Source organism: Limnospira sp., assembly GCF_051859755.1.
GTDB lineage: Bacteria > Cyanobacteriota > Cyanobacteriia > Cyanobacteriales > Microcoleaceae > Limnospira > Limnospira fusiformis.
Map to the genome: position 1 here is coordinate 22,292 of NZ_JBIMLI010000020.1, position 13,970 is coordinate 36,261.

The 13,970-nt window shown below is 44.7% G+C and carries 10 protein-coding genes; 6 read left to right on the plus strand and 4 right to left on the minus strand.

Annotated elements, in window-relative coordinates:
• Nucleotides 1-30: 30 nt before the first annotated feature.
• Nucleotides 31-795 carry a phycobilisome rod-core linker polypeptide gene (locus ACTIE0_RS05645; RefSeq protein ID WP_006624590.1) on the minus strand — a complete coding sequence of 255 codons (765 nt, stop codon included), beginning with the start codon at nucleotides 793-795 and terminating at the stop codon, nucleotides 31-33.
• A gap of 276 nt (nucleotides 796-1,071) precedes the next feature.
• Between ACTIE0_RS05645 and ACTIE0_RS05650 the strand changes: the two genes are divergently transcribed.
• A complete protein-coding gene (locus ACTIE0_RS05650) occupies nucleotides 1,072-2,424 on the plus strand; it encodes an MATE family efflux transporter (protein ID WP_439516857.1) in 1,353 nt (450 codons plus the stop codon).
• Nucleotides 2,425-2,669: 245 nt separating this feature from the next.
• Here the strand turns inward: ACTIE0_RS05650 and uvrB are convergent, their stop codons facing one another.
• On the minus strand, nucleotides 2,670-4,667 hold the full coding sequence (gene uvrB, locus ACTIE0_RS05655) for an excinuclease ABC subunit UvrB (protein ID WP_006670379.1): 1,998 nt from the start codon (nucleotides 4,665-4,667) through the stop codon (nucleotides 2,670-2,672).
• A 78-nt stretch (nucleotides 4,668-4,745) separates the two neighbouring features.
• Nucleotides 4,746-5,672 carry a histone deacetylase family protein gene (locus ACTIE0_RS05660; protein ID WP_006624587.1) on the minus strand — a complete coding sequence of 309 codons (927 nt, stop codon included), beginning with the start codon at nucleotides 5,670-5,672 and terminating at the stop codon, nucleotides 4,746-4,748.
• A 201-nt stretch (nucleotides 5,673-5,873) separates the two neighbouring features.
• Between ACTIE0_RS05660 and gyrA the strand changes: the two genes are divergently transcribed.
• Nucleotides 5,874-8,522, plus strand: a complete 2,649-nt coding sequence (gene gyrA, locus ACTIE0_RS05665; protein WP_006670378.1) for a DNA topoisomerase (ATP-hydrolyzing) subunit A — start codon at nucleotides 5,874-5,876, stop codon at nucleotides 8,520-8,522.
• Nucleotides 8,523-9,106: 584 nt separating this feature from the next.
• Here gyrA and ACTIE0_RS05670 read toward each other — a convergent pair.
• Nucleotides 9,107-10,699, minus strand: a complete 1,593-nt coding sequence (locus ACTIE0_RS05670) for an alpha/beta hydrolase (protein ID WP_439516858.1) — start codon at nucleotides 10,697-10,699, stop codon at nucleotides 9,107-9,109.
• A 129-nt stretch (nucleotides 10,700-10,828) separates the two neighbouring features.
• Here ACTIE0_RS05670 and panB point away from each other — a divergent pair, with 129 nt between their 5' ends.
• The 4 genes from panB to ACTIE0_RS05690 are packed head-to-tail and all read left to right on the plus strand — an operon-like array spanning nucleotide 10,829 to nucleotide 13,784.
• Complete coding sequence (gene panB / locus ACTIE0_RS05675; protein ID WP_006624583.1) at nucleotides 10,829-11,605, plus strand: 3-methyl-2-oxobutanoate hydroxymethyltransferase; 777 nt, start codon at nucleotides 10,829-10,831, stop codon at nucleotides 11,603-11,605.
• A complete protein-coding gene (locus ACTIE0_RS05680; protein WP_006624582.1) occupies nucleotides 11,605-12,228 on the plus strand; it encodes a flavin prenyltransferase UbiX in 624 nt (207 codons plus the stop codon). Before panB ends, ACTIE0_RS05680 begins: the two co-directional genes overlap by 1 nt.
• A gap of 55 nt (nucleotides 12,229-12,283) precedes the next feature.
• Nucleotides 12,284-13,183 (plus strand): LapA family protein, encoded by a 900-nt coding sequence (locus tag ACTIE0_RS05685; RefSeq protein ID WP_006624580.1) that lies wholly within the window; start codon nucleotides 12,284-12,286, stop codon nucleotides 13,181-13,183.
• A 16-nt stretch (nucleotides 13,184-13,199) separates the two neighbouring features.
• Nucleotides 13,200-13,784 (plus strand): shikimate kinase, encoded by a 585-nt coding sequence (locus ACTIE0_RS05690; protein WP_006624579.1) that lies wholly within the window; start codon nucleotides 13,200-13,202, stop codon nucleotides 13,782-13,784.
• The last annotated feature ends 186 nt before the right edge of the window (nucleotides 13,785-13,970 follow it).

The window sequence follows — 13,970 nt, forward strand, 5'->3', positions numbered from 1 at the left end:
CAATCCCAATTAAGTAAGGATTAGATCCTATTAGCGCTGACGGTAAGGAACCATGGTGTCAAAATTGATGCTACCAAGGGCAACGCGAGTTACTGTGTTGGCAGGACGAGAAACCTGTTTTGCCATAGCCAGGAAGTTGGCGGGATCGCCAGCTTTGGGTTGCTTCTCTTGGGGTACAAAGCGACGTACAGAAGTTTGCCAGATAACTTGGGGGAATCCCAACTGGGTCCGGTGGTATTCATTGTACCGGGGAGTCTTCAGGTTAAAGGGTGTTTCGCCCATATTGCGCTGAGGCAGAATCCGACGACGTTGATAAGGAACTGTATCATATCCGAAGTTATCCAGGTACTCGTCGCTATTGAGTAATTCCTCAATGAAGCCCTTGGGTCCTTTGTTAGCAATCACAATTGACCAAGCGATTTTTTCCCGTTCGTTGTAAACATCCCGGCCGAGAATTCGCTGAACGCACATTTCCGCAAAGCGGTAGTTGCTGTTGGTTTGGTAGTTTCTCTCCAAGAAAGGAGCCGAAGTCGCTAACCCACCAATGAAGTCACGGACGGTGATCTGACCAAACTTGAGTTGGGACTCAAGGAAGGTTTGGCGATTGCTTTTCAGCATTTGATGCTCACTAAAGATTTGCCGATAAGCCGCCCAGATCAGAGCGTCCCACTCAGAACCCGAAGGCATATTTTCAGCCGTATAAATTTGGGGCTGCTCATCACCTGGAACTTCATATCCAGCAACACGAGTATTGAAACTCGTTGTAGTGTAGCTTAATAATGGAAGGGGCACCATTAATCTCCTTATTCTCAAACGTCAGCATTGTTTATCAGTTGTCGCCAATGATCTATCCCAGGATGATTGGGATTTAGCACACTGGCATTAATATACCATGCTTACAGATTAGGGGATTGAGGCGATCGCAGTCTAACTTTTATGAAGCTCTGCAATAATATGTAACATTTTAGCAATCTTCCCCCAAACACTAATAGAGCCACTACCGCCTACCGCCTAGCTTCAACCCTTTTTTTTTGGTAAACTTTTGTAAATATGCTCAAAGCCGCTGGCCCTATGAAAGGAACATTAACCCAAGGATCTGTTACATCTACCCTGATTAACCTCACTCTACCAATGATTTGGGGAGTGTTTGCCATTATTGCCTTTAGCCTAGCAGATACCTACTTCGTCGCTAAGTTGGGAACCCGACAACTAGCCGCGATGAGTTTTACCTTTCCAGTAGTCACCCTATTAGGAAGCGTATCTATGGGACTGGGGATAGGCGCTGCTTCTGTCATTGCTAGGGCTATTGGGGAGGGAGAACGCGATCGCGTCCGCCGCCTCACCACTAACTCTCTCAGTCTCTCTCTGCTTATGGTTAGTGTCTTAGTCGTCCTCGGTATCAGCACCATTAATCCCGTGTTTCAAGCCTTGGGAGCCAGTCCTGATATCTTGCCATTTATCCGCGAGTATATGACCATTTGGTATGGGGGTGTCATTTTTCTGGTGGTTCCTATGGTCGGGACTAGCGCCATTCGCGCGGCGGGTAATACCTTCGTTCCTAGTGTGATTATGACTGTCGCTGCTGTCGTTAATATTATCCTTGACCCGATATTTATCTTTGGCTTTGCTACTATACCAGCCATGGGACTGCGGGGAGCCGCGATCGCTACTGTTATCGGTCGTGCTACCACTTTAATCGCTTCCGTCTTATTCCTGCATTTCCGCGAAAAAATGCTCCTCTGGAAACTTCCCACCCCCAAAGACCTATTGTCCGACTGGCGACAAATTCTCCATGTTGGTATTCCCGCTACCGGAACCAATATGATTACCCCTATTTCTACCGCCGTCGTTACAGGTTTGGTCGCTACAGAGGGTGCCGAAGCCGTCGCTGGTTTTGGTATTGCTACCCGAGTCGAGGCTTTCGCTTTAATTGTGATTATGGCACTCTCTGCTAGTATTGGTCCTTTTGTTGGTCAAAATTGGGGCGCTCAACTTTATCATCGCGTACACACTGCTATCCGACAGTCTTTCCTGTTTTGTATATTTTGGGGAGTCCTATTAACTCTTATTTTGGCTGCTAGTTCTGAACAAATCGCTACCGCTTTTGATCAAAATCCCAATGTAGTCGCGATCGCTGCTAGTTACCTCACCCTCGTTCCCGTTAGTTATGGAACTATGGGTCTCATGTTCATCGCTAGTTCTACTTTTAATGCTTTGGGTAAGCCTTTACCATCTTTGATGATGACTATTACCCGGATGTTATTACTTTATGTTCCTTTGGCTTATTTGGGTAGTCTCTGGTGGGGAGTTAAAGGCATTTTTGCCGCCGCTTGTATTGCTAATTTACTTGTCGGTATTGGCGCTTATTTTTGGACTTGCAAAACTTGGCAATTGCGATCGGCTGATCCAGTTGTCCTAGAATAGCTTTTTTTTAAAAAAATGGCCCGGCCGCCCAAGTGAAAAGGGGTTGACAGGGCGGCGCTAGTCGGCTATGATAGGAGTATGTTACATAATGGGATGTAAGCAAAAATAATATTTTCGCAACTATTCCCATTATCTTATAGTATAGCACGGACTCCCCCAAAAAGATAGGGTTTTCTGAAAAAAAAAGCGCGGGGGCCGCCCAGAAAATTTTTTTTTTGGCCCAGCCGCTGAGTCCTAAAAATCAATTAACGACCAACTAATTTATCGCGTAAAATGCGAATGCGATCGCGAAATTGAGCCGCCTCCTCAAACTCCAACTGTTGCGCCGCCTCCTTCATGCGAACCTCCAACTGTTGAATTAAAGTTGGTATTTCTTCCAAGGGTAAATCATCCACCTGTGGACAAGGCAGATCAATTTGTTGATAATTTAAGCGTCTGGAGACATCCAAAAACGCCAAAATGGCATTACTGGAAGTTTTGTGAATAGATTTAGGGGTAATGCCATATTTTTGATTATACTCCAACTGAATTGTTCGCCGTCGGTTAGTTTCGGCGATCGCCGCCCTCATGCTGTCAGTCATATTATCAGCATACAAGATAGCCTGACCGCGAACGTGGCGCGCCGCCCTCCCAATAGTTTGAATAAGGGACCTTTCCGTCCGCAAAAAACCTTCCTTATCCGCATCAAAAATAGCCACCAGAGACACCTGTGGTAAATCCAAACCTTCCCGCAATAAATTCACCCCAATTAACACATCAAATTCGCCTTCTTGTAAAGACTGAAGAATCTCAATGCGCTGAATCGACTGTATTTCCGAATGTAGATATCTGACCCGAATACCCCTCTCTTGCAAATACTCAGTTAAATCCTCCGCCATACGCTTAGTTAAAGTCGTAACCAAAACCCGTTCATTCCTGGGGATTCTCTCTTGAATTTCAGCGATTAAATCATCAACCTGTCCTGTGGTTGGGCGGACAAATATTTCCGGGTCAACTACCCCCGTTGGTCGAATAACTTGTTCAACCACCTGACCTTGAGATTGTGCAATTTCCCAATCTCCTGGTGTCGCCGAGACCAAAATACACTGTTTAACTTTTTGCCAAAATTCCTCAGATTTCAAGGGTCGATTATCCGCCGCACTAGGAAGACGAAAACCATGTTCAATTAGCACCTTTTTTCTGGCTTGGTCGCCATTGTACATAGCCCGAATTTGAGGAACCGTCACATGAGACTCATCGACCACCAATAACCAATCATCCGGGAAATAGTCCACCAAACACTCAGGAGGAGAACCGGGAAGCCTTCCAGCGAGGTGACGAGAGTAGTTTTCCACACCATTACAATATCCGACTTCTCGCAGCATTTCCAAGTCATAGCGAGCGCGTTGATCTAGGCGTTGGGCTTCTAAAAGTTTACCAGCTTTTTCTAATTCGGCTAACTGTTGTTTAAGTTCAGCAGCAATAGCATCACAAGCAGCATCTAACCTATCTCCCGGTGTCACAAAGTGGCGGGCGGGGTATATATTTAATGTGTCTAAACTCTGTAAGACTTCTCCGGTTACGGGGTCAATATAACGAATTGCATCAATTTCATCCCCGAAAAATTCTACCCTAATTATACGGTCTTCATAGGCGGGTCCAATTTCTAAGACATCTCCGCGAACTCGGAAGCGTCCGCGAGTGATTTCCGTGTCATTGCGGGTATATTGAATAGAGGCTAGGTCTCGCAAAAGTTGGCGTTGGTCTAGGTCTTCTCCCACCCGTAGGGGAATGGCTGCGTTCAGGTATTCGGTGGGTATTCCTAACCCGTAAATACAGCTAATGGAAGCTACAACAATTACATCTCGCCTTTCAAATAAAGACCGAGTAGCTGAGTGTCTCAGCATATCAATTTCATCGTTAATTGAGGCGGTTTTTTCTATATAAGTATCGGAGACAGGAATATAGGCTTCCGGTTGATAATAGTCGTAATAGCTGATAAAGTATTCAACGGCATTGTTAGGGAAAAATTCCCGCAGTTCATTGCAGAGTTGGGCGGCGAGGGTTTTGTTGTGGGCGAGGACTAGGGTGGGGCGACCTAATTGGGCGATGGTGGCGGCAATGGTAAAGGTTTTTCCGGTTCCAGTTGCGCCTAAGAGGGTGGTTTTAGGATGACCGGATTTGATGCTTTGAATTAATTGGGCGATCGCTAATGGTTGATCTCCTGTAGGTTGAAAGGGTGCTTTTAACTCAAATTTGACCATAGTTCAATTTGATATGATTCCGATCATATCTGATAGTTGGTTGTTGTGGGAGTTAATGGCTGACCAGACTGGGAGGGATTAATGATTTAAACAGGACTCTATAGTTGCCACTACCGAATCCGCCAAACTTTTCAAATCATATCCCCCTTCTAATCCTAACACAATTTTTGTAGTTATTTGGCAGCAATAATCTGTAAATATCCCAAAATCTTGCGGTTGTAAGGAAATACTGGCTAAGGGGTCAGCTTGATTGGCATCATATCCAGCACTGATAATTAATAAATCTGGCTGAAAACTTTGTAAAAAAGGGATCACTTGATTTTCAAAAGCTGGCTGGTATAATGCCATGGTACTACCTGGAGACATGGGGATATTTAAAACATTATTATATTGACCTTTTTCTTGGGGGTAGCCAGTTCCGGGATAACAGGGGGACTGATGAAGGGAACAGTAAGCCATTTGGGGGTGATTTTCGACCAGGCTTTGGGTTCCGTTACCGTGGTGAACGTCCCAATCAAGAATAGCAACTCGATTGACTCCTGGCTGTTGAATGGCATAATGAGCAGCGATCGCCGCATTAGAAAACAAACAGAAACCCATCCCCCGACCCGCTTCGGCATGATGTCCGGGGGGACGGGCTAAAATAAAACTAGGTCTGGCGGTAGTCAAAGTGCGATCGACACCATCTAACCAAGCACTGATCGCCAATAGCGCCACCTGGTAACTCTCCTCAGAAATGGGAGTATCGCCGTCAAGATGGCCGCCGCCAGCACTGGCAATATTTTTAATCCTGTCAATATGGGAGTCGGTGTGAACAGCCTTGAGGACTTGCATAATCAGACTGTGGCGTTCTTTTAGCGGAGTGGGTGATAACCAAGTCAGTTGGTCACGCCAGGGGGTGGCCCGCAAACCTTGGACGATCGCTTTGAGGCGTTCGGGTCGTTCTGGATGAAATAAACCCGTTTTGTGTTCCAGAAATTCGTCAGAGTAGATAACAGTTAACATTGACCGTGCCGGGGCTAACAACAGGGGACAAAAAGGCAATAGGGCCGAGAGGGATTCCCATCGAAAATATGTGCAAAGTATGCTATAATTTTATAGCCTAGTCGCGCCTTTTCAAATAATAATCGAAAATCAATTTATTTGATCTGAATTATTTCACAAAAAAGCGACGGTTTTTGCAATATTAATGGAGTTTTAAATTCTATGAGCGCTTCCGAATCCCGAATTATCCCAACGGATTTGCGGAACGAGATGCAGCAATCCTATCTCGAATACGCCATGAGCGTCATTGTAGGTCGGGCGCTGCCAGATGCCAGGGATGGGTTTAAACCAGTCCATCGTCGCATCCTGTATGCCATGAATGAACTAGGCCTAATGCCCGATCGCCCCTTTCGGAAGTGCGCCCGGGTGGTAGGGGAGGTTCTGGGGAAATATCACCCCCACGGTGATACAGCCGTCTACGATGCCCTAGTGCGGATGGCCCAGGAATTTTCGATGCGATCGCCCCTAATTCAAGGTCACGGGAACTTTGGGTCTGTCGATAATGACCCCCCCGCCGCCATGCGATACACAGAATGTCGCCTGCACTACCTGACCTCCGAAGCCATGTTGCGGGATATCGACTCCGATACCGTAGATTTTGGCGATAACTTTGACGGTTCCCAACAAGAACCCCTAGTGCTTCCGGCCCGCATTCCTCAACTGTTGCTCAACGGTTCCTCCGGTATCGCCGTCGGAATGGCAACTAACATCCCCCCCCATAACCTCAATGAGTTAGTCGATGGCTTAGTCGCGCTAATTCATAACCCCGAAATTACTGATACTGAACTAATGCGCTATATTCCCGGTCCTGACTTCCCGACCGGGGCGAAAATTCTCGGAAGGTCTGGTATTCGGGAAGCCTACACCACCGGACGGGGTTCTATCACCATGCGGGGAGTTGCCCAAATTGAAACCATTGAACACCGAGGACGACCAGACCGGGAAGCTATTATCATCACTGAGTTACCCTACCAAACCAATAAAGCCGCTTTAATCGAAAAAATCGCCGAAATGGTGAATGAGAAGCGCCTGGAGGGGATATCAGATATCCGAGATGAAAGCGATCGTGAAGGGATGCGGATCGTCGTGGAACTCCGACGAGATGCCTATCCTAGGGTGGTTCTCAACAACCTTTATAAACAAACTCCCCTTCAGACCAACTTCGGCGCTAATATGTTAGCCCTAGTTAACGGAAAACCAGAATTGCTTACCCTCAAGCGATATCTCCATGTTTTCCTAGACTTCCGCATCGACACTATCCGGCGGCGTACTGAATATGAAAAACGCAAAGCTGAAGAACGTGATCACCTCCTGCAAGGACTATTAATTGCTCTCGATAATCTTGATGCAATTATTGCCCTAATTCGCCATGCTGCTGATAGCCCTACAGCTAAACAGGAGTTAATCGAAAGGTTCGGACTTTCTGAACCACAAGCTGATGCTATTTTACAAATGCAACTGCGACGTTTAACCGCCTTGGAAGCTCAGAAAATTGAACAAGAACATCAAGAACTTTTGGCGAAAATTGCTGACCTAAACGATATTTTAAATCGCCGAGAACGGATTTTAGAAATTGTTGAACAGGAAGCTCAAGAAATTAAACAACGTCACGGCACACCCCGACGGACCGAAATTGAACTCGAAGAAAGTGAGCTAGAAGATACCGATTTGATTGCTAATGAAAAAGCAATTATTCTTCTCACTGAACAAGGGTACATTAAACGGATGCCCGTTAATACTTTTGAGGCTCAAAATCGCGCCACTCGCGGTAAATCTGGAACTAAAATGAAGGAGGATGATGGGGTTAAACATTTCTTGAGTTGTTGCGACCATGACAGTATTATGTTCTTTACTGAACGGGGGGTTGCTTACTGTTTAAAAGCCTATCAAATACCTATCGGCTCCCGCATCGCTCGGGGGGTTCCGATTGTGCAAATGTTACCAATTCCTCGGGATGAGAAAATCACCTCTTTGGTGGCGGTTGGGGAATTTAGTAACGATGAATATTTGGTGATGCTAACTAAGGGGGGTTACATCAAAAAAACTGCCCTTTCCGCTTTTAACAATATCCGTTCTAATGGCATAATTGCGATTTCCTTAAATGAAGGAGATGAGTTGCGTTGGGTACGCAGTGCTAAGGTGGATGATAGCGTTATTATCGGTTCTCGCCTGGGTATGGCTATTCATTTCCACACTGATGATAAACAATTACGACCCCTCGGTCGCGCTACCCGTGGGGTTAAAGCTATGAAACTAAAACCAGATGATGAACTCATTGGGATGGATATTCTCCCTAGTTTCATTGTGGCTAGTATTCCTAAATTGGGGGGTGAAGAAACGGAAATAGAAGAGGAGGAAAATACTACCGTTGAAGAGGTGGATGATACGGAATCTGAAGAGATAGCTACTACTGAAGTTGAACCTGATGGGGTTTCTATTTTGGTCATTACTACTAGGGGTTATGGAAAACGAGTTCCTGTGTCTCAATTCCGCTTACAAAATCGCGCCGGAAAAGGCATTATTGCTACTAAGTTTAAACCCCATTTATCTGGTGATTGTGTGGTGGCGCTTCAGGTGGTACATAATACTGATGAATTGATGTTAATTACTAGCCGGGGGATTATTATTCGTCAGGTGATTAGCGCTATTTCTCGACAGTCCCGCAATGCTACAGGGGTGCGGGTACAACGCTTAGATAAGGAAGATGCGATCGCTGCTGTGGCTTTAGTCCCTTTATCCGGTGAAGGGGACGATACCGAAGTTGATGTTGACCCTAATACTGACGTTGAACTTCAAGAAGTCAATAACTGAACTCTGACAACCTAGAAACCCTACTCCCCCCATTTCCTCCTAATAGGTCTGGTTAGGGGGGAGTTTTTCATATATCAATTCAATATATCAATTCAATATATCAATTAACAATTTGAGCAAGTCCATCAATACAAAAAAGTTGCACAAATCGGATATAAAAATCTGACAATATCGGTTATAATCAGATTAGAAACCTAAGTAGTGTGCTTTCCAATCGATATAACAAAAGTCATGGCGGGTTTTCCTGCCTGACTTTTGCTATATTGACTACGTTGGGTCAATTGACCTCTGTTGGGTTTCACCCAACCTACGTTGGGTCCATTGACCTCTGTTGGGTTTCACCCAACCTACTACTCTCTTTGTTGGGTTTCACCCAACCTACTACTACTCTCTTTGTTGGGTTTCACCCAACCTACGTTGGGTCAATTGACCTCTGTTGGGTTTCACCCAACCTACTACTCTACTACTCTCTTTGTTGGGTTTCACCCAACCTACATTTTCCGTTTCACCCAACCTACTACTCTCTTTGTTGGGTTTCACCCAACCTACATTTTTGTCAAGGGTCAATATTTATTTATGTCATTTTATTTAACTCCTAGCTTCTGGTCAGGAGTCGGTAATATCAAATGGATAGGATAAGCAGCATCACTGATATGGATAGCGTAAGCGGCTTGTAAATATTGCTCATATTCAGGATTATTAGTTATGTGGGTTTGGAAAAATGCTACACTTAGACTTTTCATATATCCCCGAGAAATTTCTGTGGCTGGACGAGTTAAACCTCCTAAGTTGGGTATGGCTTCAGCCGTGTATTGATTCATATCAAAAAAGTGACTATCTTTTTCTTTAAAAACTAAATATCGGTGGGAATTGGTTAACCAATTAAAAGCTGGGATTTGTTCTAATACTGCTGGTGCTAATATATCCAAGCCACTGGCTACCATCATCACCGGGATTTGGATTTGATTGATGCTTGCTTCTCCTAAGATACTACTATTTAAAGGGTTTATAAGTAAGATAGCATTAACTCTTTCATCTCTCAAGTTGGTGTCGGTTTGCGGTAATTCTAGGGCGCGACACTGGAGAAACAAGGAAGGATTAACGGAAAAGTTATCTTGATTGCAGTCGATTTTCAGTTGTGCAAAATTCAGCGGCGCACCCCCTAAGACTAAAGCTGTATAGCCTCCGAGAGAATGTCCGAGAACTCCGACATTATCCAAGTTAAGGCGATCGCTTAAATCTCCACGATTTAATGATTCCAGATAATCTAATACTTGGGAAATGTCAAGGGGTCTGTCTATAAATTCTCGCGGGTTAAACATATCTGATACTTTCCCAATTAACAAGTCTTGGAATTGCTGAAAATCGCTACCAGTGTGCTGAGGAACAGCTACGGCGAAACCATAGGAGGCTAAATGGCGCGCGAGGTATTCAAAGCGACTGCGGTCTGATGCTAAACCATGAGATATGATTAAAGTGGGGATATTACTATCAGTAGTTTCCGGGAGGTATAAATCAAAATTAAATTGGCGATCGCGAATTGAATCACTAACTCTATAGGTGTATTTAGAACTTGGAAAATTTCCGGGTTTTCGTAAGTCGCGCCATTGACTAAAATCAATATTTCCAGCAGTTTGTCCTTGGGAAGATGCCAGTCTTTTGATGTCGGCAATTATATCATTAGTTGACTCAATTAAAATCGCTACATTAGTTAATGCTTGTAAAGCCTCATTTAGGTTCATATAAATACTAGGACTAGGAAACTCTCGCATCATATCAATGAGGGTAAATCCGTCGGGGAGACTACTGGCTGATACCATGGCATTTCGGATGGCATCTGCGCCATTAGCACCGGGTTCGGTTTCGATAATATCTCCCATCTGAATTAAAAAATCTGCTACCATCGGAGAACTCAATAAATGCCTGATTTCGGCATCACTAAACTGATAACGTCTCGCTAATATGTCCCGCAGTTGTGTCTGGATTTTGGGACTCAATAAATTGGCGACATTATCTAACTTGTGATTTTCGGAATGGTCGGGCGGATTTTCGATATAAGTTTCTAAAACATCGACAGGTATAGAAACATCTCTATTTCCGATGGAAAAACGCAAAAAATCAGCGGCTTGAGTGGGGGTAGCGATCGCTACCAGGGTGGAGACCCCTAGAGTGATCAACTTGAGACCAAGTATTATATAATTGGGCTGCATTAGTATTCTCAGTGTGAAACTTAGGATGAGACAGTGGTTCAGTTTTTGATAAAATCAAGACTCTGCAACCTGTAATCCCTAAACCTACAAACAATTATGGCAGTAACCACCCAACAATTAATCGATTGGAAACAGCAGGGACACCAAATTACCATGCTAACTGCTTATGAGTATGCGATCGCCAAAATTATCGACCAAGCAGGTATTGATATTATTCTAGTCGGTGATTCCCTAGCCATGGTCGGTTTAGGTTACGAAACCACCCTACCGCTAACCCTTGAGGAAATGTTGCACCACGCCAAAGCAGTGCGTCGGGCGGTGGTAAGATCCCTATTGGTAGTGGATTTACCATTTTTGACCTACCAGGAAAGTCCCCAACAGGCGATTCATTCAGCCGGACGGGTATTGAAAGAAACAGGAGCATCCGCCGTAAAGTTAGAAGGGGGCTATGATGAAATGGCTAATACAGTCAGCGCCTTAGTCAAAGTGGGTATTCCCGTTATGGGTCATGTCGGCTTAACTCCCCAGTCTGTACATCAATTGGGAGGGTATCGCCAACAAGGTAAAACCACAGTGGCAGCAGAACGTATTTTATCAGAAGCGATCGCCTTACAACAAGCGGGAGCCTTTGCTATAGTCCTGGAACATATCCCCAAGGACTTGGCGGCGGAAATTACCCAACAACTAACCATTCCCACTATCGGTATTGGCGCGGGTCCTTACTGCGACGGACAAGTGCTGGTAACCTCTGATATATTGGGATTAACCCCCTGGCAACCACCCTTTGCCAAAAAATACGCTAACCTGCACGATACCATTACCAACGCCGTGACACAATTCTGCACAGAAGTTCAACAAGGGAAGTTTCCCTAATGACCACCTCGACCAGACCCCTGATTATTGGCGTTTCCGGTGCTTCGGGACTCATTTATGCAGTCCGCGCCTTAAAATACCTGCTACAAGCCGATTATGCTATCGAATTGGTAGCCTCCAAGTCTTCCTACATGGTATGGCAAGCGGAGAATAATTTGCAAATGCCTGGAGATAGCGCGCGCCAGGAGTTATTTTGGCGACAACAAGCCGGGGTGGAAACCGGGGGAAAACTGCGTTGTCATCCTTGGCAGGATGTAGGCGCTAATATTGCTAGTGGTTCCTTTCGCACTATCGGTATGATCGTCATTCCCTGTAGTATGAGTACAGTGGCTAAAATTGCCCAAGGTCTCAGTTCCGATTTACTTGAACGGGCGGCAGATGTACAATTAAAAGAAGGTAGAAAATTGGTAATTGTGCCACGGGAAACTCCCCTAAGTCTTATCCATCTGCGAAATTTGACTACTTTAGCAGAAGCAGGCGCGCGGATTGTCCCGGCTATCCCCGCTTGGTATCATCATCCCCAAACTATTGAGGATTTGGTAGATTTTGTGGTAGCGCGAACCCTCGATCAATTTGAGATTGATTGTGTACCTTTGCGTCGGTGGAAACCTGATGAATTCTGAGGGAATTTCCTAATTAGTTATTGATATTTTCGATTTCGATGGGGTTATTTATGTGATGTCTGGAAAAAGTGCGATCGCTATTTTGATTATAGTCGGTGGTTTGATATTGTTCACCATACAAAATCTTTCCCCCGCCATATCTTTAGTATTTTTAGGGATGCAATTACCCACTTTACCTTTGTCGGTGTGGCTACTAATTGCCCTCTTCATCGGTATATTCACCTCTCTGATGATTGCCAGTTTATTCCAACTCTCTTACACCCCCTCTCCGTCACGTCCTCAAGCCAGTAAAAAACCTATACAACCATCCCCCCAACCTAACCCACCTGATCCAGCAATTCCCCCGTCACCACAAGCCGATGATTCGGAGTGGGATAATTTGCAATCTGAACTAGAATTAGAACCGGAAAATCAACCCCCTATCCCTACCCCCAAAAATCAATCCCCCAAAACTCACAAAAATAGTGATGATTGGGAAACCGAAGTCCGCCAAGTTAGCGATAGTTGGGATGAAAATAATAGCGATCGCCAAAATGAACCAGAAACCCCACCCGTTAGACAAACTACCCCCAAACCATCAGAATCAGAATCCTGGAATAAACGCGATATCAATCCCCTAAACTCTCCTAATACTGATGAAGATTGGGATAATTTACCTCCCCAGAATGCACCAACCACCCCCACTTCTCCACCCCCAGAAAACACCCCCACCACCACTCCCACACCCCCAGAAAACACCGGAAAAACCTTTGAAGTACAGCAACAACCTCAAAAAGAATCCTGGTCAGGTTCCGTCTATTCCTTCAATTATAAAGACGGTCAAAATTCCGGTGCTGGTCGTACCGAATCAGTTTATGATGCAGACTATCGCCTAATTAATCCCCCTTCTCCCCCTACCAAAATTCAATCTGATGAGGAAGATTGGGGTTTTGATGATGAGGATGAAATCGGCTAAAATTATCTAGCTAGTTATGATCACTTTCGGACTTTTAGACAATCTCATGGTTTTAGAACAAATACAAGGAATTAACATCTATTTAATTGGTATGATGGGGGCGGGAAAATCTACGGTAGGTCAGATATTGGCTAATCGATTAAGCTATAAGTTTTTTGATACCGATGTTTTGATTAGTCAAGTGGCGGGACAAGCCATTCCCGAAATTTTTGCCACCCAGGGGGAGGAAGAATTTAGGAACTTAGAATCTCAAGTCCTATCTAGTCTTTGTGCTTATCAACATTTAGTGGTAGCTACTGGGGGAGGGGTTGTGATTAAACGGATGAATTGGAGTTATTTAAGACATGGTATCATTGTCTGGTTAGATGTTCCAACTCATTGCTTATATGAACGTCTGAAAGGAGACACAACCCGACCTCTACTACAACACCCAGACCCCCTCACTCGCCTCGATAATATCCTGGAAACTAGGCGACATCTTTATCAACAAGCCGATATTTCTATTGCTATCAATGAGGATGAAAAACCCTCAGAAATTGCCGAACAAATTATTACTAAAATCCCTAATATCCTCAAGCAGACTGAATCACACCTTAATTAATTATTATAGATGGGTTTCTCTCCCAGATTTCCAGAAACCCGGTTTCTTTGAGAAACCGGGTTTCTTAGCCGATAAGGTTTCTCAGCCGATAATAATTATAGCCGGGTTTCTCTCCCAGATTTCCAGAAACCCGGTTTCTTTGAGAAACCGGGTTTCTTAGCCGATAAGGTTTCTCAGCCGATAATT